Source organism: Vibrio sp. MMG023, assembly GCF_021654215.1.
Lineage (GTDB): Bacteria > Pseudomonadota > Gammaproteobacteria > Enterobacterales > Vibrionaceae > Vibrio > Vibrio jasicida.
In genome coordinates this window covers 711668-736150 of the sequence record NZ_JAKFZP010000003.1, presented here as the reverse complement: position 1 = coordinate 736150, position 24483 = coordinate 711668, and the positions used below count along the sequence as shown (strand labels likewise).

Sequence of the window (24483 nt, the reverse complement as noted above, 5' to 3'; positions counted from 1 at the left end):
GCGAGGCATTATACCTGAGTGAGAAATTCCTGCTTTAGGAATCGTTTCTGGCCATTTAATGACAGTATTATTGTTTCAGTGACGATATTTTCGTCGGGAATTGGATTTTTTTGCGACATTACGTTGATGTGCATCAACGAATGTTTACAACTAAATAGTGAACCCGTTAGAATTTTGCACGCATCCTTCAACCCTACATTTAAGGCACCCAATGAACAACGACAAGCGCCCACTCTATATCCCATATGCGGGTCCGGCTCTTTTAGCGACCCCTCTTTTGAACAAGGGCAGTGCGTTCTCCGGAGAAGAACGTAGTTCATTCAACTTGGAAGGTCTTCTACCAGAGACAACTGAAACCATCCAAGAGCAAGTAGAGCGTGCGTACCAACAGTACAAAAGCTTTGAAAGTGACATGGATAAGCACATTTACCTGCGCAACATCCAAGACACGAACGAAACGCTATTCTACCGCCTAGTTCAAAACCACATTTCTGAGATGATGCCGATCATCTACACACCAACTGTTGGTGCAGCGTGTGAGAACTTCTCAAACATCTACCGTCGTGGCCGTGGTCTGTTCATCTCTTACCCGAACCGTGACCGTATCGATGACCTGCTAAACAACGCAGCAAACCACAACGTTAAAGTTATCGTGGTCACTGATGGCGAACGTATCTTGGGCTTGGGTGACCAAGGTATCGGCGGCATGGGTATTCCAATCGGTAAGCTTTCTCTTTACACAGCGTGTGGCGGTATCAGCCCGGCTTACACACTACCAATCGTACTTGATGTGGGTACTAACAACCCGCAACGTCTTGCAGACCCAATGTACATGGGTTGGCGTCACCCTCGTATCACTGGTCCTGATTACGATGCGTTTGTTGAAGAGTTTATCCAAGCAGTACAACGCCGTTGGCCAGATGCCCTGATCCAGTTCGAAGACTTTGCACAGAAAAACGCAATGCCACTTCTAGAGCGCTACAAAGATCGCATCTGTTGTTTCAACGATGACATTCAAGGTACGGCGGCCGTTACAGTAGGTTCTCTACTGGCAGCATGTAAAGCGGCAGGCACTAAACTGTCTGATCAGCGCATTACTTTCTTGGGTGCAGGTTCTGCTGGTTGTGGTATTGCTGAAGCGATCATCGCGCAAATGGTATCGGAAGGAATCTCTGATAAGAAAGCACGTTCGCAAGTTTACATGGTTGACCGTTGGGGTCTGTTGCAAGAAGGCATGCCTAACCTTCTTGATTTCCAACAGCGCTTGGTTCAGAAGTTCGACAACACGAAGAAGTGGGAAAATGAAGGAAATGGCTTCTCACTTCTTGATGTGATGCACAATGCGAAACCAACCGTGCTAATTGGTGTATCTGGTGCCCCTGGTCTCTTCAGTGAAGAAGTGATCAAAGAGATGCACAAGCACTGCGCGCGTCCGATTGTATTCCCGCTTTCGAACCCAACAAGCCGCGTAGAAGCAACACCAAATGACATCATTCGTTGGACAAACGGTGAAGCGTTAGTTGCGACAGGTAGCCCATTTGAGCCAGTGGTTCATGAAGGCAACACTTACCCTATCGCGCAATGTAACAACAGCTACATCTTCCCTGGTATTGGTTTAGGTGTACTTGCGGTAAACGCGAAGCGCGTAACGGACGAAATGTTGATGGAATCAAGCCGCGCATTGGCGACATGCTCACCATTAGCGATCAACGGTAACGGTGCTCTGCTTCCACCTCTAGAAGAAATTCATTTGGTATCGAAGAAGATTGCATTCGCTGTTGCGAAGAAAGCGATTGAACAAGGTGTCGCGCTAGAAATCACTGATGAAGCGCTAAATGACGCAATTGACCAAGCATTCTGGCAACCGGTTTACCGTCGTTACAAACGCACAGCATTCTAAGCTTTAAGACGTTTTGTATAATTATTAGCCCTCGCACTCCGAGGGCTTTTGTTTTTTATGCTCTTTTTTCTCATCCTAACCATATTTTGGCATAAATGGGCTTCTCTCTTTTCATTTCTATCAGATATGATGAGGGATACACATTGAAATAAGGACATCGAACGTTTTGCTGTTTTCTCGCATAAAGTCAAAGTGGAAGCTCAAGTTCTCATGGAAGCGTCTGGCTTTGGTTTTGTCGATCTCTTTACTCGGTCTTTTCGTCACGATTATTGCCATTGACCGTTGGGTCGTGCTTCAAGCACAAGAAGAAATCTTTACCGACTACGAGCAAGTACCTAAGCATGAAGTCGCGGTCGTTCTCGGCACCAGTAAATACATTGGGAAGATCCTCAATACTTACTACACCCACAGAATCAACGCCGCTATCGAACTGTACAAACAAGGAAAAGTGAAACAGTTTTTGTTGAGTGGGGACAACGCACATCGCTCTTACAATGAACCGTGGACGATGAAACGAGATCTACTCAAAGCAGGCGTGCCAGAAGAAGTGATTCATCTGGACTATGCAGGATTCCGAACCCTAGATTCCATCGTTCGCGCTAAAAAGATATTCGCCTCTGAGCGTTTCTTGATTGTCACTCAACGATTCCATTGTGAACGCGCACTGTTTATTGCTGACGCTTACAATATTGATGCGCAGTGTTTGGCCGTAGCTGGACCAACGGCAAGTAAGCAGAAGATCAACATGCGAACACGTGAACTTATGGCGCGTGTGAAAGCGTTTTTGGACTTGTACATCATGAATACGCAACCGCGCTTCCTTGGTCCTCAAGAGCCAATCGTTGCGGTCGAAGATAAAGTTGAAGAAAAGCAAGAAATCATCGAAAACGAACGTAACATTCCGGTTCATTAAGTCGACCAAAGTGTTGCTGCTTTCAACATTCTCGCTCTGCATTACACTCCGATAACAATTCATTAAAGGTAAATGGGTAGCTTTCTACCCATTTCCAATTCCCAACCTCACACTTTCTTATTCTGCCGTCGATTCATGCAAAACACCCTTTCGCATCCGAAGTAACATTTAATCAATAAATAACTACAAGCCAGTTACTTTGCCATAAAAAACCAACACTAAGGCAATGCAAAAGGAGCACAACCCATGACCGCACTCGCTGTGACATTGAAGAATTGGTTCTTCACACGCAACAGCATGATATTGACGTCTAATGTCCTGCTGTTCGCTATTTTGTTCAACACCCTACCCTTTGAGCCTCAAGTCGTAACCGGCTTATGTATTTTGATTTTCGTTGCCGTACTTTGGTTAACGGAAGCCATTCACGTAAGCATCACTGCCCTGCTAATCCCGCTACTCGCGGTATTTTTGGGCGTATTCAATACCCAAGCAGCACTAAACAACTTCTCTAACTCGATCATTTTCTTGTTCTTGGGTGGTTTCGCGTTGGCTGCCGCGCTGCATAAGCAAAAGCTTGACCAAGCGATCGCAGACAAAGTACTGCTCATTGCGCGCGGTAAAATGTCTGTCGCAGTCTTCATGTTGTTTGGGGTGAGCGCAGGCCTATCAATGTGGATCTCAAACACCGCAACGACAGCGATGATGTTGCCATTGGTTCTAGGCGTTATGAGCAAGCTAGACGCGAAGAAGAGTCACAGCACTTACCTGTTCGTGCTACTTGGTATCGCTTACAGTGCGTCGATTGGCGGTATTGCAACGTTAGTAGGTAGCCCACCGAATGCTATCGCAGCTGCAGAAGTCGGTTTGAACTTTACAGAGTGGATGGAGCTGGGTTTACCAATTTCTTTGATTCTCATGCCTATCGCGATCTTGGTGCTTTACACCATGACAAAGCCAGATTTAAGCCACACGTTTGAACTTGACCACCAGCCTGTTGAGTGGACAAACGGCAAGAAGATCACCTTAGCGATTTTCCTATTAACAGTGACATTCTGGATTTTCAGCAAACCAATCAACGCGATGCTTGGCGGTTTTGCGAAGTTCGATACCCTCGTTGCAATTGGTGCGATTCTATTACTTGGTGCATCTCGCGCAGTAGAGTGGAAAGACATTGAAAAGACAACTGACTGGGGTGTTTTAATCCTGTTTGGTGGCGGTATCTGTCTAAGCAACGTACTAAAAGCAACAGGCACAAGTGTCTTCTTGGCTAACGGTCTAGCAGGCTTCCTTGAGCAAGCAGGTGTCCTACTTACGATTCTATCTGTGGTTGCGTTTGTTGTTTTCCTAACCGAGTTTGCAAGTAACACCGCAAGTGCGGCGCTATTAGTGCCAGTCTTTGCCACCATTGCAGAAGCGCTTGGTCTATCGCCAGTCATTCTCTCAGCACTGATTGCGGTAGCTGCATCTTGTGCCTTCATGCTGCCAGTAGCAACGCCACCTAACGCGATTGTATTTGCGACGGGTCATATCAAACAGAAAGAGATGATGCGAATCGGTATGGTATTGAACGTTGCATGTATCGGCGCACTGACTCTATTCGCTTGGTTGTTCTGGTAAACATTGCTCAAATAAAAAAGAGCTGCGTCCAAACGCAGCTCTTTTATCAAAACTAGCACTACAACTGCTGTTCTCGGTAATCAAATTGAATACCTAACTACTACCCCCTAGTCATGTTCAGCAGTTTCCCTTTTGGTGGTCGGTCGGCCACCTTTTTTCTTTTCCACGCCAATGGTGAGCGCGGCACTTAGGAAGCTTGAGTTATGAAGCTCAGGTTATGAAACCTTAGTTATGAAGTCTTAGCTATGAAGCCTCAGTTAAGAAGCGATATCCGACTTCTTTTGCATGCCGTAATTCACTTCTATTCGATTTCGACCATTGCGCTTAGCCAAATACAAGACTTCATCTGCACGAGCCATCGTCTCAGAGACTCGTTCGTTTTGCATTTGGGCGACACCAATACTGCAAGTTAACGATTCACCATGAACCCAGAGGTGTTTTTCAACGTTCTGGCGCACGACTTCGGCTTTCTTCACGGCTTGCTCAATATCGGTGTTTGGGCAGAACACGACGAACTCTTCCCCACCCCAACGAACCAAACGATCATCTGGTTGGATAGAGCTAGCGATCACCATGACAAACTCACGCAGAATATCGTCACCCATCTGATGACCATACTTGTCGTTTACTCGTTTGAATTTATCCAGATCCATGTAAAGGATAGAGAAGGAGTCATGCCCCCAACGAACTTGTCGAGCCTGTTGCTCCAACCAGTTCTGTACCGCATGTCGGTTCATTGCTCCAGTTAGCGCATCACGATGTGCCAGTTCTGCAAATTCATAATTTTGAGCACGCAGCGTACTGTTCACTTTTTCTAAATGGCGATGACGCTTGCGTGCTTTGTTATACGCGATTTTGTTTTTGCGCATTTCATGCAGCGAGAAAGCCAAGCCAAGTGCCATCCAAGAGAACAACAGAGCGAACAAGAGTGTGGATTGCTGAACATACGCACCTTCAAACTCAATTTTATCGATAACGATCTTATGTTTACCGAGTGCCGCACCCGCTCCGGTAGCCAAATCAATGCGAGTAATATTGGCAAATTCAGGCGCAGAGTGCTCAATTGCAACGTCGTTGTCATTCAGCCACCACGTCATTACTTGGAGATTTTCTATTGGGATCTCGATAACTTCGCTAAAGTCTGAAGGAGAAAACTGCATGCCATTGTATTTGATGGTGTATTCGTCATTCGGATCTGAATAGGCCGAATTGAAGTTACGTAGGTACAAGCGCAAGTTTTTGCTTGGACTTTGTCCCTCTCCCGCCGTTTCATAACGAATTTTAAGACGAACGGTATGGTAACTGGAAAGGTCCAAACCTTTAGTCGCTTGCTTCACATCGGTGTAAACGGAGATACCGCAATAAGGCCACGCGTACTTACTTTCTTTTAGGTCACAGTTAAGAACCAAACTGTGGTTTTGATAAGTAATATCAGATGCACTCAGACCACCAGCAATGGCATCGCTTGTGACATGAATATTAAATTGATCCGGCGTGACTTCTAGCTTACGGGTATCACCAAGCAAACTGTATAACGCCACTAAACTGATGGTGCATATCGATAATGCAAAAATTAATCTGTGTATCCACTTCATCGTGACTAACCTAGTTACTGACTATCGTTCTGTTTATATTAAGCAAATGTACTGAAAGTTATTTCACATTTCAAATAAAGTTATTTATCAAGTTAAAAAGTGATTTTTGACTCACATTCTCACTCTCGATACATATTACTCATTTAAGAAGCGTGATCTTGCTTCAGGTATGTAGGACTTTTCTCACTTGAGCATTTGTGCGAAGCATCTCACGTCAATCAACATCGCCTTGATTAAAAAGACACCAAAGAGAACACAAAACCACAGACTTGTTTGCTTACCTCTGCATATCGAGACCGCTTCGGTATATACTGTGCAAAAACACAATAATGAGTAATGTCATGTCAATAATTGCTACAGGCACGCTAAACAAAATGCGTGCTTCTCTGGATGGTGCAGTAAGCTACCGTCTGCCTGTGGGTGACGAAGAAGTGGATTTGAGCCCATTTCTTGGTAAAACCCTCACCCTAACTCACACAGGCAACATCTACTGTTGTTCTTGCGGTAAGAAAACCAAGAAGAGCTACTCTCAAGGCCACTGCTTTGTATGTATGAAGAAGTTGGCGAGTTGCGACATGTGCATCATGAAGCCAGAAACTTGTCACTACGAACAAGGCACCTGTCGCGAGCCGCAATGGGGTGAAGAGAACTGCATGGTGGACCACTTCGTTTACCTATCTAACACGTCAAGTTTGAAAGTGGGCATCACTCGTCATACCCAAATTCCAACCCGTTGGATAGACCAAGGTGCGACACAAGGTCTGCCTATCTTCAAAGTAAAAACTCGTCATATTTCTGGCTTGATTGAAATCGAATTAGCGAAACACATTGCTGATAAGACAAACTGGCGAACACTGCTGAAAGGCGATGGCGACCCAATTGAACTGCAAGATCGCTTTGCAGAACTACTGCCATTAGTGGAAGACAAAATCGCTGAGATTAAACAGCAGTATGGCGATGACGCAATTGAAGTGTTGAGCGAAAACATCACTTCTCTAAGCTACCCAGTTCAGCAGCATCCGACTAAAATCACCTCGCACAACTTCGATAAAAACCCAGTTGTTACAGGTACATTGCAAGGTATTAAAGGCCAATACCTGATCTTCGATACTGGCGTGATCAACGTGCGTAAGTTCACCTCTTATGAAGTTGAAGTGAGCGAATAAGCTCTCGGCTCATGGAATAAAAGAAACGAAAAAGCTCGAGCACCTGGCTCGAGCTTTTAGTTTGTGTCGTCTTCGATTCTTACGCGTCGAGGATGTTTTCTAACACATCAAACAACATGTCGATTTCTGCCGTCGTGTTGTAGTGCATACAACCGATTCGAACCACGCCGCCCGACTCTTCTAAGCCTAACTGGCGAACGAGTCCTAGTGCATAGAAGTGCCCGTTCCAGACGCAGATATTGTGCTCGCCCAACGTCTTCGCGATGAACTCTGGAGCGTATTTATCAAAAGTGAGCGCGAAAGTTGGCGTTCTCAGTTGATTGCTTTCATTGTTAATACCAAACAAGTTCACGCCGTCCAGCGCCCCTAAACGCTGCAAGAAATGCTCACTCAATTGCTGCTCATGTTGGCTGTATAACGCATAGCTTTGCTCTAAACGCTGACGAAGTGATGCATCTTCATCACCAAACTGGGCTAAGTATTCAACCGCAGCTGTGACGCCCGCCAAGCCTTCAAAGCTCTGTGTTCCGGTTTCAAAGCGCCCCGGTCCAATGTTAGTCGCAGGTTCAACTTTGTAGGGCTTAACACTGTGTAACCACTGGTCTGCTACGTACGCAATTCCTACATGTGGTCCAAAAAACTTGTACGCAGAACATGCCAAGAAATCACACCCTAATGCTTGCACATCGACTAGATGGTGGGGCGCATAATGCACGGCATCCACATAAACTTGAGCGCCGATACTGTGTGCCATTTTGACCACTTGGTGCATATCAACAATCGAGCCGGTGGTGTTCGATGCGTAAGTCACCGCCACTAAACGCGTTTTCTCATTCAACAAGCTCTGAAGATGCGCAAGATCCAGCGTGCAATCTTCTTCATTAACTCTGACTTGGTGAACCACCACGCCTTTATCTTCTGCTGCTTGTTGCCAACTCGACACGTTAGAGTAATGGTCTAGGGCTGAAACAATGATCTCATCACCCTCTTTCCAATCTCGACTAATAGCGCGACTTAGCTGGAATGTCAGCGAGGTCATATTCGCGCCAAACACAATATTGCCCGAGGACGGTGCGTTTAGCAGAGCTTGCGCTGATTCGCGTGCCGATTGCATTACATCAACCGTCGCTTGGCTTGAGAAATAATGCCCGCCGAGGTTCGAATTGAATCTTCCAAGGTAGCTCACCATGCTATCGAGTACCGACTGCGGCACTTGTGAACCACCGGGTCCATCAAAAAAGGTCACTGGGCGATCATTGTGGTATTGCGCCAGTGCGGGAAATTGTTCTCGGATCTGATTAAGATTGAAGTTCATTTCGTTTATCCGTCGCTGTCAGTACAAATACATCCATATGACCTTCTTGGTCATTAATCACTGAGCGAATTGGCACCGCGTTGTGCCACAGTTTGCTGTCTGCCAGCATTGCCACTTCGCCATTTTCCAATACTTTACGGAAAAAAGGCGCTTGGTTGTGGCTGCTGTAAAGCATGATGTCGCCACCCATGATGTTATGACGCCCGACACCGACTAATGCAATGTGGTCAAAACCATCTTGGTGTACCCCTTCCGGTGCAACTTGGGTTTCATCGTAAATCGCAGTAATTCGAATTTGATGGATCTCGATTTCCTGACCGTCTGGTAAGTGGTTTGCGTTAACGAATAACTCACACATTTCACGGAAACCTTCACTGGAAAGAATCCCTTTTTCAATCGGCTCAAACTGGCGAATCACATCACCTTGGAAACGGTTGATATCAGAAGATTGTACAAAGCTGTTTTTGTTTAAATCGACCACCTGACCGTTTTCAAACCCAACCACGGAGTAACGACGAAGACGATATTGACCGTCGGCGTGTTCCGTACGAGGTAGGCCTTCGAAGGAAGGAGAAAGTTGCTCAATCGCTGCCATGCTGAGCTGAGTTAAATGTAGGGTGTTCTCTCGTGAATGTAACATCATTGGCTCCTTTAATGAGGCACATCTAGCTTGTTTGAATTAACATTTAATTTACATCTTAGGATACGCAAATATTCTGCAATTACCAGAATTTGACGTTGATAGCTTCAACAAAAAAGAAAAAACGACACTTAGCACTACAATTAATATCAACAGCAGTTTAAATATTCAGAACGGAGCTTGCGCAGTATTTGAAACTAGAACTCTCTACTATAAACAGAATTTTATTCTAGTCTGGAACGCCTCTCCATAAACATCAGCAAGTTCTAACCTATAACCAATAATTCGATCCGCTCCTTTCGTTTATGCTTTTAAAGCACTAAGAATTTCCATACAATCGGGAGAAATGTTCAGCCCTCTATGGAGCCATAATGAGCGACGTAAAACACTGTAAATTATTAATTCTTGGTTCTGGCCCAGCAGGTTACACCGCAGCAGTATACGCAGCGCGTGCTAACTTAAACCCTGTGCTAGTAACGGGAATGCAGCAAGGTGGTCAGCTAACGACCACAACTGAAGTAGAAAACTGGCCTGGTGATGCAGAAGGTCTTACTGGCCCAGGTTTGATGGAACGCATGAAAGAACACGCAGAACGATTCGAAACAGAAATCGTGTTCGATCACATCAACGAAGTGGATCTGTCTCAACGTCCATTCCGTCTGAAAGGTGACTCTGGTGAGTACACTTGTGATGCGTTGATCATCTCTACTGGCGCATCAGCGAAATACCTAGGTCTTGAATCTGAAGAAGCATTTAAAGGTCGCGGCGTTTCAGCTTGTGCAACTTGTGATGGTTTCTTCTACCGTAATCAGAAAGTGGCGGTTGTGGGCGGTGGTAACACTGCTGTTGAAGAAGCGCTTTACCTATCAAACATTGCATCAGAAGTGCACCTGATCCACCGCCGCGATTCATTCCGCGCTGAGAAGATCCTTGTAAAACGCCTGATGGATAAAGTTGAAAGCGGTAATATCGTTCTTCACACTGACCGTACACTAGATGAAGTGCTAGGCGACGACATGGGGGTAACGGGTGTTCGCATTAAAGACGTGAACAGCGGTGCGACAGAAGATATCGATGTAATGGGTGCATTCATCGCAATCGGTCACCAACCAAACACGCAAATCTTCGAAGGCCAAGTCGATATGAAAGATGGTTACATCCTCGTTCAATCCGGCCTTGAAGGTAACGCAACGCAAACCAGCATCGAAGGTGTGTTTGCAGCAGGCGACGTGATGGATCATAACTACCGTCAAGCAATCACCTCTGCAGGTACTGGCTGTATGGCAGCTTTAGATGCAGAACGCTTCTTAGACGCACTTACTGACAAATAACTTTTCACATTTGTGTCATATCCTTAAAGCCCAGCGGTATTCCCGCTGGGTTTTCTTTTGTATACTACCGCCTCATTAAAACAATTATCATTAAGCCTTCACGATGGATAAGAAAAAGCAAAGCAGCTTGAATAAGTGGCTTAAGCAACAGAGTAAGTTGGCCAAGCGCTGGCTGATGGTTGCGATAGGCCTAGGCGTACTATCAAGCGTGTTTTTATTGGCTCAAGCAGCCCTGCTCGCCTCCATTCTCCACCAACTCATTATTGAACAAGTCGACAAATCCGAACTCGTTTGGTACTTCGTCGGACTTGGTGTCACTGTTATCGGTCGCGCAGCTTGTACTTGGGGACGCGAAATCGCTGGATATCGTTGCGGCGAACAGATCCGCGTTTACATCCGCCAACTGATTCTCGATAAAGTTCACCAACTTGGTCCTGCTTATATCAAAGGTAAGCCAGCAGGTAGTTGGGCAACGTTGATCCTAGAGCAAGTAGAAGACATGCAAGATTTCTTCTCTCGCTACCTTCCACAAATGTCGTTGTCTGTTTTGGTGCCTTTCATCATCCTAGTGGTGGTTTTCCCAATTAACTGGGCAGCCGGTTTAATTTTCCTGATTACTGCACCATTGGTTCCAATGTTTATGGCATTGGTGGGTATGAAAGCCGCTGACGCAAACCGTAAGAACTTCAAAGCGCTGCAACGTTTATCTGGTCACTTCTATGACCGTTTGCAAGCAATGACAACCATCCGTTTGTTCGACCGTACTCAATCAGAAACCGAGACATTAAAAGGTGCATCTGAAGTTTTCCGTACTCGTACAATGGATGTATTGAAGATTGCATTCCTATCTTCAGCAGTTCTTGAGTTCTTCACTTCTATCTCAATTGCGATTACGGCAGTTTACTTTGGCTTTAGCTATATCGGAGAGCTCAACTTCGGTTACTACGGCACAGGTGTAACGCTGTTTGCTGGTCTATTTATTCTGATCCTTGCACCTGAGTTCTATCAGCCATTACGTGACCTTGGTACCTTCTACCATGCGAAGCAACAAGCAGTCGGTGCAGCAGAAAGCATTGTTGAATTTCTAGAGCTAGATGTAGACCAAGTTAAAGACGGCAACAAGGCTGTAGAACAAAACGCAGCGATTCATATCGAAGCTCAAGATCTTGTTATCTTCAGCCCTGAAGGTAAACAGCTTGCTGGTCCCCTATCCTTCTCGCTAGAAGCGAATCAAAGCACCGCACTGGTTGGCCCAAGTGGTGCAGGTAAAACCAGCTTAGTAAATACCATCCTTGGTTTTATGCCATACAAAGGCAGCTTAAAGATTAACGGATGTGAACTTTCCGAGTTGGATTTGGCGACATGGCGCGAAACCATCAGCTGGATTGGTCAAAACCCAATGCTTTTGCACGGCAGCATTCGTGACAACGTCACTCTAGGTAAGCAGGATATTCAAGACCAGCAAGTCCACTCTGTACTGAGTGACTCCCACGCTGCAGAGTTTGTTGAAATGCACGGTCTGGATTACCAAATCTCAGATCGCTCTGGCGGTTTGTCTGTTGGTCAGGCACAGCGCCTTGCTCTTGCTCGTGCGATGTTACAAAACGGCCGTTTCTGGCTACTTGATGAACCAACTGCAAGTTTGGATGCTCGAAGCGAGAAATTGGTTATGGAAGGCATCGGTAAATACACTAAGTCCACCACTAACTTGATGATCACCCACCAACTCGCACCGCTGCAGAATGTCTCCCAGATTCTGGTGATGCAAGAGGGTCAAATCGTTCAACGTGGCGATTACGCAACGTTGGCTTCACAAGATGGTTTGTTTAAAGAGATGTTGGCTGCCAACCTAGCTCAACGTGAATCAGACAAGGGGAACTTAGATGCGTGATTTACTCCCTTATCTAAAACTGTATAAAAAGCATTGGTTTGGTTTGTCACTCGGCATGCTTCTGGCGTTTCTAACGCTGGCTGCTTCTATTGGCCTACTCACCTTATCCGGTTGGTTTATCTCTGCGGCTGCCGTCGCGGGCTTGACTATTGCTCGTGAAACTTTCAACTACATGCTTCCGGGCGCCGGCGTTCGTGGCGCCGCGATGGCACGTACTGCGGGCCGTTGGGGTGAGCGTGTAGTTAGCCACAATGCAACATTCAAACTACTGACGGATCTGCGTATCTTCTTCTTCAAGAAGCTTGCACCACTGATCCCTGGTCGCGTTTCGACTCTGCGTGATGCGGATCTGCTAAACCGTCTAGTGGCAGACGTAGACGCGATGGATCACGTTTACTTGCGTCTTGTCAGCCCTGTGATTGTTGGCATCTTCGGTATCTTGTCGCTAACCGCGGTACTTGCCTTCTTTGACTGGCACCTTGCGCTACTGCTTGGCGGTATCCTAACGGTAATGCTGTTGGTGTGGCCGGTATTGTTCTACAAGCTGGGCAAACATAACGGCGAACATCTGACTCAAAACAAAGCACAACTGCGCGTTGCAACACTGGACTGGCTACAAGGTTATAGCGAACTGAGCCTGTTTGGTGCAGAAGAGCGTTACCGTAACGTGATTCTAGAAAAGCAAAAACAGCTGCTATCCAACCAGTTTGTTAACGCAAACCTCACTGGTATGGCATCTGGCTTGTTGATGCTCGCTAACGGCTTAACCCTTGTTGCAATGCTTTGGTTTGCTGCGGATGGTGTTGGTGGTCGTGCACCAGATCCTTGGATTGCACTGTTCGCGTTTGCAACCATGGCAAGCTTTGAAATTCTGATGCCAATTGCTGGTGCTTTCCAATATCTAGGTCAAACACTGACTTCAGCACGTCGATTAAACGAAATCACGCTAGCTGAGCCGGACGTTGTCTTCCCAGAAACATCGAAGCGTGAAGGTGATAAGCCGTTAAATATTGAGTTCGACAAGGTTGATTTCACCTACCCTGATGGCCAGCAAAAAGTGCTGAAAGACCTGACACTGTCACTGCCACAGGGCTCAAAAACGGCGATTGTTGGCCAAACCGGTTCAGGTAAATCGACGCTTATTCAATTGCTTTGTCGCTACTGGGATGTAAACCAAGGTCAAGTGAGCATTGGTGGTGCGCCTCTGCAAGATTGGAGCGAATCCGATCTGCGCGCTGCGATCACAGTAGTTAGCCAACGTGTAGATGTACTTAATGGCACACTGCGTGACAACCTATTGCTTGCGGCTCCAGAAGCAACGGATGAACAGCTGGCTGATATCCTGACTAAAGTGGATTTGGCGAATCTATTAGATGAACCAGGACTGGATGCTTGGCTAGGTGACGGCGGTCGTCAACTTTCTGGTGGTGAGAAGCGTCGTATCGGTATTGCTCGCGCGCTATTGCGTGACGCTCCTATCCTACTGCTTGATGAGCCAACTGAAGGTCTAGACAAGCGTACTGAACAAACAGTGATGGAACTGTTCAAGCAACACTTCACCAATAAAACGGTCGTATTCATTACTCACCGTTTGATTGAGTTGGAAAGCATGGACAACATCTGTTTGATGGAACAAGGCGAAATCATCGAACAAGGTAGCCACCAAGCACTGCTTGCAGAAAAAGGTCGTTACCACCAGCTATTACAATCTCTGTAATACTGGGATTCAAATAGACAAAGGGCTCATCAATTGATGAGCCCTTTTCTTTTTACTCTCGCTGTTCCTATAACAAGTGCAAAATTTGTTAACGACCTGACTTGGCCAGATAAGCCGACATTTCCTCTTCCGGTACCATGCCGCCACCGGTCGCCCAAATTAAGTGAGTCGCGTTGTTTAATTTCTCTTCAGTAAACTGCATTCGCGCCTGGTAAGCTTTATCGTTAGAAACATGCACCGCGCCAACCATGCCCGCTAGCGCCGATGGCTCTAAACGAATATCTTCCAGCTCACTTAACTCGCCTAGATGGTGATACATGCGTTCATCCGTGATGGTGTAGTAACCATCAAGCAGTCTTTCCATTGCTCGACCAACAAAACCTGACGCACGACCTACCGCTAAACCATCAGCAGCAGTAATGTTGTCGATGCCAAGATCTTGCACCGCGATGTCATCATGCAAGCCGGTGTGCACACCAAGCAGCATACACGGAGAGTGTGTCGGCTCCGCGAAGATACAATGCACATCGTCACCAAAAGCCATCTTCAAGCCGAACGCCACGCCGCCAGGACCACCGCCCACCCCACAAGGTAGGTAAACAAACAGAGGGTGGTTCGAATCAACGACAATACCCGTCTCATCAAACTGTTGCTTTAAGCGTTCACCTGCAACGGAATAACCTAAGAACAAGGTTTGAGAGTTTTCATCATCAATGAAGAAGCAAGTTGGATCTTTTTCCGCTTCTTTGCGTCCCTGCTCTACAGCAACACCGTAATCTTGCTCGTACTCCACCACGTTTACGCCGTGAGAACGCAGTTTGTTTTTCTTCCACTCTCTCGCATCTGCCGACATATGAACCGATACAGAGAAGCCGAGTTTTGCACTCATGATGCCGATAGACATGCCCAGATTTCCGGTTGAACCTACGGCAATGCTGTATTGCTGAAAGAACTGACGAAGCTCTTCACTCGCCAATTTGCTGTAATCATCACTTTCACTCAGAAGCCCAGCTTCAATCGCCAACTTCTCTGCATGTGTCAACACTTCATAAATACCGCCACGCGCCTTGATAGAACCTGAAATAGGCAAATGGCTGTCTTTTTTAAGCATCAAACGCCCAAGAATTTGAGTATCGTATTGCGCTTCCAAGCACGACTTCATCTTGTCGATGTCGACCACGCTTGATTCAATGATTCCATTAGAGGCCGCCGTTTCAGGGAAAGCTTTCATTAAGTATGGAGCAAAGCGTTTTAGTCGTTCACTCGCGTCTTTGATGTTAGCAGCACATAAGCCAACGTATGGTAGACCTTCTTCAAGTGTGGTGATATTTGGGTTGAACCAAACCACCTCTTCTAACCCAATGAGTCGCTCAACCAAAGGGAATTCTGCTACTAGTGCGTTTACGTTATGCGTAGTCATTATTGTTTACCTTTATTAGATCATGTACGACAGAAGGAATGTGCCTGCTAATGCAACAAAAGAGGCAATGAATGTCGCTGTCGTGTAGTACTTGAAGATTTCTGTCATCGTGGCTCCGCAATATTGCTTCACCAACCAAAAGAGCGAATCGGTCACTATCGTACAACCAATTGCGCCAGAGCCTATAGCCAGAGTAATGATTTCTGGACTTACGTTCGGATAAAGTGGGAGTAATGGAGCCACAATTGCCGTCGCGCCCATCATGGCAACGGTGGCAGAGCCCACTGCCGCATGCAGAATAATCGCGACAAGCCATGCAAGAAGGATCGGATGCATATCGAGATTAGAAAGTAACTGTGCCAATACATCCGCCAAACCACTGCCCTTTAATACGCCGTTGAATGCACCACCAGCGCCAATAATCAGCAAGATGTTGGCAATCGAAGAAAATGCACCTTCCGTTTTCTCAAGCAGTACACTCATGCCCATGTTCTGCTTAATACCTAACATGTAATAAGCAACAAAAGCGGCGATAAACATTGCTGTAATTGGGTTACCGATAAACTCCAAAGTGGTGTACAGCGCACTGCCATGTTCCATATTGAGTTCTGCCGCCGTTTTTAACAGCATCAGCGCAATAGGTAACATCACGGTGAATAGCGTCGCCCCCAAAGATGGTAATTGTGCTTCATCTTTCACTTCTAGTGAGGTGAACTCTTCAGGTACGGTTTTGAAAGGTAGACGAGCACCCATCATCTTCAAGAACAGCGGACCGCCAACTAAAGACGCAACCAAACCTATGAGTAAGCCATAGAAAATCACAGAACCGATATCAGCACCAAGTTCATTGGTCACAAACAATGCGGCAGGGTGTGGAGGAACAATACAGTGCACTGCCATCAAGGCGGTACAAAGCGGAATGGCGAGATTTAAAAGTGCGGTATTGGTTTTTTTCGCAATCGAAAAAGCCAGTGGAATTAGCAGTACCACGCCAACTTCTACGAATAGAGTAATTCCGCAAACAAGACCGATTAACACCATAATTACTTCAGGTGAGAGCCAGCGAATCTTTTGTAGGGTAAGGCCTATTCGTTCTGCCGCTCCAGACACTTCCATCATCTTGCCGAGTATGGTGCCTAAACCAATCACGACAGCAAGAAAACCAAGCGTTCCGCCAATGCCACTTTCGATAGCACTGACCATCTCTAAAGGTTGCATGCCCATCATCCCGCCAACGTAAAAACTGGCGAGTAACAGCGCTAAAAAAGGATGGAGTTTAAACTTAACGATCGCAAAAACGATCATTAAGATACTCGTTATGAGGGTAGTAATGACCCAAAGGTTGGATTCCATGTTCAGACCTATGTTGTTGTTTTAATTGACTGCAATTAAACGAGGAATCCATAGCCCTGACAAACGATCAAAACTCACCTTTAGATGAAGTGAATTGAAACAAAAGCGTGATTTATACGACGTTTAGTGAATTTTTCAACCAATAGGTGAAGCTAACTATAACAACACCGTTATTATGTGTTTTATCAAGTTCTACTCGTTGACGCACATGTACACCAGAGACAATATTTTCGCCAAGAACCAACGCATCAATAGCTTTCAACTTTCCAAGCTTCATACTTTTGAAGTGGCAGCACGACACAGTTCATTTTCTCTTGCGGCAGAAGAACTCTCCATGACGCCTAGCGCCATCTCTCACCGTATCAACAAGCTTGAAGAAGAGCTTGGCATTGCCTTGTTTACCCGCTCTCACCGCAAAATCACGCTCACAGAAGAAGGTGAACGTATTTATCTCGCCTTGAACAGAACACTCAACGAGTTAAATCAAGAGGTAATGGAAGTCAGAAATGGCGAAGTCTCCGGAGAGCTGACGATTTACTCTCGCCCTTCTTTTGCCCAATGTTGGCTCGTACCTAGGTTGTACCTATTTAAGCAAAAACACCCTTCCATCGAGCTGAATATTCTTACTGGCAATGAGAACGTCAATTTCCAAGGCTATGGCATCGATGCTGCGATCTATTTCGATGAGCAGATGCCAGAAAAGTTGTGGTCGAAAGAACTGATGAGCGAAGAGATAATCCCGGTCTGCACTCAAACATATGCAGAACAATTTAACCTATTTGAAAAGCCAGCGAATTTGGTAAACGCCACCCTACTTCACGACAACCAAGCATGGGATTACAACTCTCATCACGATGAATGGGCGCTGTGGGCAAAGCAACAAGGCATAACAGGCATTGACGATATTCCAAGCATTTCATTCGACCGTTCCGATTTGGCCGTTAGTGCCGCAATGCACAATGCAGGCGTTGCTATCGGTCGACTATCGCTGGTGGACAAACGACTTAAATCCGGCGAACTGATCACCCCTTTTAAAAACCAAACTCTGCAATGCAAACAGAAATATTATGTCGTTACGGCTAACGAGAAGCACTCACCTAAATTAGCGCTCTTCATTGGCTGGTTGAATCAACAAGTAAATGGGGAATAGCGAGCTACGCTCTTTTGAGTAACCGTTGGCTTTGTGCCAATGTGTCGAATGACAAATTGTCGTCAAGATCGCTGCGTAGTGTAGGTCGGTGTAAATAGTAACCTTGTGCATAATCCACACACAAACGTCGTACAAAATTCAAGTCGTCCGGAGTCTCTATTCCTTCTGCAACAAGGTCAAATTGGTACTTTTGCTTCCAAAGGCTTAAACACTGCCAAAATATCTCATACTGTTCTCCCCTCATGGTTAATAAGCTGCGATCCATTTTGACAATATCGGGCTCAACATAACGAATGATGGCTTCATCTCTGTGATTCGCACTACCAAAATCATCCAAGGCAATTTTGATACCCAAACGCTGGCAAACCTTTCTGTTCATTTGAAACATATGTTGATCAGCAACTTCCGTCGGATATTGGTTTTTCTCGGTAATCTCTAACCAGAGAGTCATTTTACCTCGGTTGCAAGACTGTAATAGAGGTAAAACATCTGCCAAAAATGAAACGCTCGCTAGATATGAAGGCGGAATATTGACCGAAATAAATCGGACAGAGCTCGGCAACATTTTCAATTGCTTGGTAAGTTTTTGAAATAAACGCTTGGTAAATTGGTTTGCGTACCCCTCCTCTTCGATACAACGAAATGAAGACTCAATACAACGAGGCGTATTCCATCGCGTTAACACTTCTGCTCCTAGAAGGAGATCTTGCCGCATACCATAGATCGGTTGAAAGATTGGATAGAATGCTCCCTTACTAATATCAGCAAAGACCTGCTTACATTTATCCTCCTTGGTTAAATTACTCATACATAACACCATTCAAAAGTATTTGTCAGCCCGAAAGAGTAAATCAACGAAACGCACAACTGTAGGCATCGAAAAATGGGATTCCTTGAGCTTTGCTATGCGCCTTCTATAATGACATAGCAATCAATAACCTAATATAAAAACAGAATGAGAGAGGTATTTGATGTTTGGCGGCTATTTAAAGCAAGTGCGGGAAGAGATTGGATTAACACAAAAAGAGCTTGCCACTAAGCTTAACCTTGCAAGCGCCGAGTTTGCCTCCATCGACCCAGTGACTATCAGTCGATGGGAAAGAGGAACGACCGCCCCCACGGTTATTAAAGCGATAAAGATTTTAAGAGTGCTAACGACAAACTTGATGCCTTTTTTGCGTCAGTTGCCAGCGAAAGTAGATAAAAACCTGCTTGCTGAAATAGCAGAGTATCGTTTTAAATCGCCATGGGCGACCTTAATGGCGTCGTCTTACGACGTACCAACTCCGGCAGGAGAAGTCTTAGAATGCCCATTACTAGAAAGCGATCAAGACGTTTACTTAGCGAATCTCAAACACTTTTTTAGCAATATTGACCTCGACAATAAGGCACTTTTTGATGTTGATTTATATCAATACCAATTAGACAAAAAATTGTTTGCCCGAAAATTCATCGACAAAAATACGAAGGAAATATTAGGACACAGAATTGCTTTTTTACTCGATGCCAACGAGCTAAGGCAATACTTTTCGTCCCCTTATTTTCCACTACCAGTTCAACAATCTCGCAGTTATTCTTCAAATAGAGTCATGGCCATGTGCACGGTATCTCGTTATTCATCCAACGAAGCCGTGTTTTGGGAAAACAATGCATCAGGGGCGAGATTTGTCGCCACTCATGCCAATATACATGACATCTACTTTTACGCGATTGACCAATGGTCGGTGAATTATATGGAAAGTTTAAATGCGGAAAAGGTTGCATTCGATACACCAGATGAAGATGGCATCGTCAAAATTGGAAATCAGTCATTCAAACGTTGTTTATATCGAGTGGACAGTGCCAATTGGCTATCTCGTCCAGAAGTCATCTCTCTGTTACAAAACGCATAGCAAGACGCTGCGATATCCTTTTAAAAACCGGAGTATGAAAGGATATAACCAAACTCAGACATATTATTGACATGGTTAACGGTAACACTACCTAACATTAAAATAACAACTACAATTTATGTAGACTCCGGTAAGAATTTAATAATATTCAATTTATTATGAGGTTTATATGTTTGGGGATTACCTGAAGCAACTTAGGGTCGAGGCGGGCCTTACGCAAAAGGAGCTTGCGGTAAAACTAAATTTGATCGACTCAGAATTTGTATCTATTGACTCTGTCACAGTGAGTCGCTGGGAGCGTAATAGCACAGCACCTAACCCGATTAGAGCAGTCAAAGTCTTACGCTCACTGACCAATGATCTTCGTCCGTACTTACTTTCATTGGAGGTTGAAGAAAACAGGACCCAAATCAACAACTATTTGAAAGATCGATACCGTTCTCCTTGGGATGTGTTAATGGGTTCCTCTTATCAGTCATCAAAAGAAACTGCAGAAGATGACGTAAAAGAGCTCCCCTTATTTGAATCGCGTTCAGAGAAATATGAAGAGGGATTGAAGAACTTTCTCAACAGCATCGGTATTGAAAACGAAGCACTATTCGACTTAGACCTATACCAACATCAGATAGAACACAAAATCTACGGGAAAAAATACATTAATGAAGATTCGGGTAAGCTACTTGGGCACTCTCTCTCTTTCTTCTTTCATGCAGAAGATCTCAATGATTACTTTTGCTCCCCTTTCTTGAAAATCCCGATAAAGAAAACGAAAGCTTATTCTCAAAACAAAAAAATGGCGATTTGCACACTCACCCACTTTTGCTCTGATGAGCCCACCTTCTGGATCGATCATCAAACAGGGATCGATTACCTTGCGAGACACGCAAATGTTCATGATCTTTATTACTACGCAGTCGATAAGCTAACAGCCGATTACATGATCAACATTGGGGCCGAAAAGGTCGCGTTCGACACACCCAATAAGCATGGCATCGTTAAAATCGGCCATGAAAAATACATGCGTTGCTTGCTCAAATTAGATAGTGCGGTATGGCTAACAAGGCCAGAATTATTACTGCTTCTGAAAAACCACTATGCTTAATGTTCAACGACCATAATGTAACGAGCAATTGTTAGTTGGTTCATTTCAATAATAAAAACAAGGTAAGTTTATGTTTGGAGATTATCTAAAGCAGTTGAGAATTCAACATGGATTAACGCAAAGGGAACTTGCCACAAAACTAAATCTATCTAGCCCAGAATTCACCTCGGTTGACTCTGTCACCATTAGCCGCTGGGAAAGAAACGCCACAACCCCAAACTCGGTAAAAGCAATCAAAGTGCTACGACAACTGACTTTGGATCTCAAGCCGTATTTGCTGACAATAGAAGCCCCATCAGAAGGAACGATATTAGATGATATTCTCTATGATCGTTTTCACTCGCAACGTGCGCTACTAATGTCTTCTGAATACGAAGAATTGAAACCTCAGAAAGACACTAAAATCATTGAAGAATCGATGTTCTCGAATGAAACCGCAGATCATGCCAGCCGATTGAAGAACTTCTTTATCAATGCCGATGCACACTACCCTGGTTTGATTGACTTAGACTTATTGAGCTTTCATAAAGAAGATAAAGTTATCGCCAACGTTTACCTAGATGAAGAAAGCCATAAAGTCAGAGGGCACTCCATCTCTTTTTTATTCAAAATAGAAGATCTCGAATCACTCTTTACTAGACCGGAACATACATTACCGTTTAGTTTAGCGAAACCTTATACTGAAAATAGAGAACTCGCACTTTGCTGCCTGAGTCGATACGCCGCAAACCAGCAAGTCTTTATGATGCTTCACCCAACCTTAGTGGATTATCTTGCTGCAAGATCCAACATTACCAGCCTCTACTATTACTCGTTTGATAATCAGTTCTCGGAATACCTTGTCAGCTTAGGGGCCGAAAAAGTGGCCTATGATAGCCCTGATAAATCAGGTTCAGTAACGATAGGTAAAACGGCCTATCGCAAATGCTTACTTAAAATAGATACATCGATATTGTTAGCACAATCTTCAATGATATACCTACTTCACCAACATCAACGTCATAGCAAACGTTGTTAACCAAAACATAAAGACTCTCTAAATTAATGTCGGACGATTCATCGCCGCCATTAATTTAGAATAATGACTCTACTGGCAGCCGAATAAGGCTAAGTTCGGCAAATAACCTTAAATAAATATCTAATATACCCATATGAAATATGTTATCTGATATGAACATTTCTCACTTTTAAGATAAGACCAAGAAATAATTTACAGCACGTATAATTGTAAATACATCATCAAGTTTTACTCTAAATTCTCAAAAATGCTGTAATTTCAGGGCTATCCATCCCAAAATTAAGACAAAAAATGCGAGAACTAGGCATCTATTCATTGCTCAATAGCACAAATGCCTTCTCAATTTAATATCAAACATAATACGATTCTTATGATATTTATGAATAAATACGACATGAATATTAATGCATTTTCAACCTCCTATCAGCCGTATCAATTTTAGAAGGAAGGTCGCAAACCGAATATCGTTTATGACCTTAAAACTATTCGGTAGAGGAATGTCATGCACATAACTTAAACGAAGAATAACAATTAGCTATGGACATGTTTTAGATATATGGGAGAAAGTAAGGTGTTCGGGAGTTATCTAAAATCAATAAGAACCGCGTTAGGGTTAACTCAGGAGCAAGCATCGATTAGGCTAAATCTATTAGGTGGTGATTTAGCAAATATAGATTGCGTCACCTTCAGTAGATGGGAAAGAGGCATCACTCAACCAAGCCTTAGTCGACGAGTAAGAGTGCTTCGTGCATTCGAGAATAATTTGCTGCCGTACTTATGTAGCCTAGGGCTAGATTTATCGCTAAAAGAAGATGTCGAGCAATTCGAGCTGTCGCTAAAGCAACGGTATCAGGATGCGATGTCAATCATATCTGGCATTGATTACAACAGTGTACGCCAAGTCGAGCACGAGTACATCGAAGAGGAGGAGCTGAGTCAAAATAATGAGCAAGACTTTATTCATAGTTTGAACAACTTTCACGACCAATTAAAGTCGCTCAATATCAAACACAACCTCTCTTCAATCGATCTGGTCGAATATCAAAAGGATGGCCGCGCGATCGCTTATAAGTACTTATCAAGAGGTAAACTGGTTGGTCATAACATTGGTATGTTTTTTAGCGACCCAACGTTAGAAAACGAAATTGATAGGACAAAGCGAAATCGTCTTCCCATCGATACCATCGATCTGAGATTAACGAAACCATTGAAAGACAAAGGTACATATTCCTACTACGCGATTAGCCAACATTCGAAAAGCGAACGAGTATTTCGCAGGCAATTGCACACTGAGTTTACTTTCCTCGCTCAAAATGCGCATATTCATCACTACTATGCGAGCGTGACCTTAAAGAGCTCTGTGGATGTCATGTTAAAAATGGGATTTAGCGTTGCAGCCTATGAAAGTGAAAATCCTGTTGGCGCAATTAAAGTTGGTTCAAAACGCTATACGCGTGCTGTCATGTACATCGAAACCAGTGAGCTATTTACTCAACCGGAGTTTCTTTACTTATTAACTTGCTGTGGTGTCTGTACGGAGCGCGAATGCGACACATGTCTAGAGCACCCACATTGCATTTGCTGATAATAAACATCGAATAACAAACAGCTCATCAATTTTTCGCCACGTTAAGGTCAATGTCGACAACGTTTTGCTTCGTCGTTATTGGCCTTCCTCCGAATAGCAACGATCTTGAAAATTCACTAGCCTTTACGCTCGATAAAGTTTCTATTCTTGCCTTTTTGCTGCAACTTACTTCTCGCGCCGCGTTCGTTGATATCATTATTTGTCGTCATCATATTTGTGATTGAAACAAATTTATAGGCAAATACCATTTTAGCATTCATTAATATGCTTAAGGTTGATTAGGGAACTTACTATAACGTATCAGTTCAATCATTCTTACAAACAAGTGAAAAGCACAAATAGTATCTTTGTTTATTAAATTATTTTCACGTAAGTGCATGAAAATAAAACTACTTAGCAATTTAAGGTTTTTTCATTTCATAGATGCTATCCAAAGTCAGAATACAATCACTATGATCAATCTTTGACGCGCGAAACAGACTTGTTCACAGGTGAAAAGCATGAAAAAGATTCGCTATCAATTCGATACAGGGATAAAGTAAACCCGATTTTCCTCGATACCGATGACGACAATCAATCAGTCATCGACATTGATGACTTTGCGGTCAGATCATTTAGCTACGACTCTGAAGATCGCCTACTTAAAATATCTCTGCAAAAAGCCTTGAACTTAACTGAGATCGCCGATTGCGGTACCGTATTTACAGGAATTGAATTGGAGCAGAATAATATCAAACTAGACATTGTTTATTGCTTGTACAATGCAGGTATTATCAGCTCAAGTATCTCTTACCCATTAGATGATGCTTCCCCTATTCAGTCTATCGCAGTAGCAAAACCTTTGACGCTTCACTTAAAGTGACAAGGCAGCCTCA

Annotated in this window: 19 protein-coding genes; 13 read left to right on the top strand and 6 right to left on the bottom strand. The window is 44.3% G+C overall.

Translation table 11 applies throughout. From position 1 onward, the window contains the following. Positions 1-211: 211 nt before the first annotated feature. The 3 genes from L1076_RS12965 (at position 212) to L1076_RS12955 (ending at position 4430) form a co-directional block, all read left to right on the top strand. The gene (locus L1076_RS12965) at positions 212-1900 is read left to right on the top strand and encodes an NAD-dependent malic enzyme (RefSeq protein ID WP_009705856.1); all 1689 of its coding nucleotides are present in this window, start codon (positions 212-214) and stop codon (positions 1898-1900) included. A gap of 166 nt (positions 1901-2066) precedes the next feature. Continuing rightward, complete coding sequence (locus tag L1076_RS12960) at positions 2067-2813, top strand: ElyC/SanA/YdcF family protein (RefSeq protein ID WP_237303733.1); 747 nt, start codon at positions 2067-2069, stop codon at positions 2811-2813. A gap of 246 nt (positions 2814-3059) precedes the next feature. Beyond that, positions 3060-4430 carry a DASS family sodium-coupled anion symporter gene (locus L1076_RS12955; protein WP_005443284.1) on the top strand — a complete coding sequence of 457 codons (1371 nt, stop codon included), beginning with the start codon at positions 3060-3062 and terminating at the stop codon, positions 4428-4430. A gap of 257 nt (positions 4431-4687) precedes the next feature. Here the strand turns inward: L1076_RS12955 and L1076_RS12950 are convergent, their stop codons facing one another. Further along, positions 4688-6025: a GGDEF domain-containing protein gene (locus L1076_RS12950; protein ID WP_237303732.1), complete on the bottom strand. Its 1338-nt coding sequence runs from the start codon at positions 6023-6025 to the stop codon at positions 4688-4690. Between the two features lie 341 nt (positions 6026-6366). Between L1076_RS12950 and L1076_RS12945 the strand changes: the two genes are divergently transcribed. Then, a complete protein-coding gene (locus tag L1076_RS12945) occupies positions 6367-7191 on the top strand; it encodes a DUF2797 domain-containing protein (protein WP_009705854.1) in 825 nt (274 codons plus the stop codon). 79 nt (positions 7192-7270) lie between these two features. Here the strand turns inward: L1076_RS12945 and L1076_RS12940 are convergent, their stop codons facing one another. Together L1076_RS12940 and L1076_RS12935 are read right to left on the bottom strand one after the other, a co-directional pair. Next, a complete protein-coding gene (locus L1076_RS12940; RefSeq protein WP_237303731.1) occupies positions 7271-8506 on the bottom strand; it encodes a cysteine desulfurase-like protein in 1236 nt (411 codons plus the stop codon). After that, positions 8490-9146 (bottom strand): 2OG-Fe dioxygenase family protein, encoded by a 657-nt coding sequence (locus L1076_RS12935; RefSeq protein ID WP_009705852.1) that lies wholly within the window; start codon positions 9144-9146, stop codon positions 8490-8492. The genes L1076_RS12940 and L1076_RS12935 overlap by 17 nt, the downstream gene beginning before the upstream one ends. A gap of 371 nt (positions 9147-9517) precedes the next feature. Between L1076_RS12935 and trxB the strand changes: the two genes are divergently transcribed. From trxB to cydC, 3 genes are all read left to right on the top strand, one after another. Further along, positions 9518-10477: a thioredoxin-disulfide reductase gene (gene trxB / locus L1076_RS12930; RefSeq protein ID WP_009705851.1), complete on the top strand. Its 960-nt coding sequence runs from the start codon at positions 9518-9520 to the stop codon at positions 10475-10477. Positions 10478-10580: 103 nt separating this feature from the next. Next, positions 10581-12368, top strand: a complete 1788-nt coding sequence (gene cydD / locus L1076_RS12925; protein WP_237303730.1) for a cysteine/glutathione ABC transporter permease/ATP-binding protein CydD — start codon at positions 10581-10583, stop codon at positions 12366-12368. Then, positions 12361-14085 carry a cysteine/glutathione ABC transporter ATP-binding protein/permease CydC gene (cydC, locus tag L1076_RS12920; RefSeq protein WP_042604561.1) on the top strand — a complete coding sequence of 575 codons (1725 nt, stop codon included), beginning with the start codon at positions 12361-12363 and terminating at the stop codon, positions 14083-14085. The genes cydD and cydC overlap by 8 nt, the downstream gene beginning before the upstream one ends. A gap of 88 nt (positions 14086-14173) precedes the next feature. Here cydC and L1076_RS12915 read toward each other — a convergent pair whose 3' ends face one another. Further along, complete coding sequence (locus tag L1076_RS12915) at positions 14174-15505, bottom strand: D-serine ammonia-lyase (protein WP_237303729.1); 1332 nt, start codon at positions 15503-15505, stop codon at positions 14174-14176. Between the two features lie 15 nt (positions 15506-15520). Beyond that, entirely contained in the window at positions 15521-16858 is a 1338-nt protein-coding gene (gene dsdX / locus L1076_RS12910) for a D-serine transporter DsdX (protein ID WP_275424159.1), read from the bottom strand. A 208-nt stretch (positions 16859-17066) separates the two neighbouring features. Here dsdX and dsdC point away from each other — a divergent pair, with 208 nt between their 5' ends. Next, the gene (dsdC, locus tag L1076_RS12905) at positions 17067-18008 is read left to right on the top strand and encodes a DNA-binding transcriptional regulator DsdC (protein WP_038868748.1); all 942 of its coding nucleotides are present in this window, start codon (positions 17067-17069) and stop codon (positions 18006-18008) included. Positions 18009-18012: 4 nt separating this feature from the next. Here the strand turns inward: dsdC and L1076_RS12900 are convergent, their stop codons facing one another. Next, positions 18013-18816 (bottom strand): EAL domain-containing protein, encoded by an 804-nt coding sequence (locus L1076_RS12900; RefSeq protein ID WP_102389257.1) that lies wholly within the window; start codon positions 18814-18816, stop codon positions 18013-18015. Positions 18817-18979: 163 nt separating this feature from the next. Between L1076_RS12900 and L1076_RS12895 the strand changes: the two genes are divergently transcribed. From L1076_RS12895 to L1076_RS12875, 5 genes are all read left to right on the top strand, one after another. After that, complete coding sequence (locus L1076_RS12895) at positions 18980-19900, top strand: helix-turn-helix transcriptional regulator (protein ID WP_039974472.1); 921 nt, start codon at positions 18980-18982, stop codon at positions 19898-19900. A 169-nt stretch (positions 19901-20069) separates the two neighbouring features. Then, positions 20070-21002 carry a helix-turn-helix transcriptional regulator gene (locus L1076_RS12890; protein ID WP_038868694.1) on the top strand — a complete coding sequence of 311 codons (933 nt, stop codon included), beginning with the start codon at positions 20070-20072 and terminating at the stop codon, positions 21000-21002. A gap of 70 nt (positions 21003-21072) precedes the next feature. After that, positions 21073-22020: a helix-turn-helix transcriptional regulator gene (locus L1076_RS12885; RefSeq protein ID WP_039974469.1), complete on the top strand. Its 948-nt coding sequence runs from the start codon at positions 21073-21075 to the stop codon at positions 22018-22020. Between the two features lie 571 nt (positions 22021-22591). Then, positions 22592-23605 (top strand): transcriptional regulator, encoded by a 1014-nt coding sequence (locus L1076_RS12880; protein ID WP_038868752.1) that lies wholly within the window; start codon positions 22592-22594, stop codon positions 23603-23605. A 466-nt stretch (positions 23606-24071) separates the two neighbouring features. After that, complete coding sequence (locus L1076_RS12875; protein ID WP_237303727.1) at positions 24072-24470, top strand: hypothetical protein; 399 nt, start codon at positions 24072-24074, stop codon at positions 24468-24470. Positions 24471-24483: the final 13 nt, after the last annotated feature.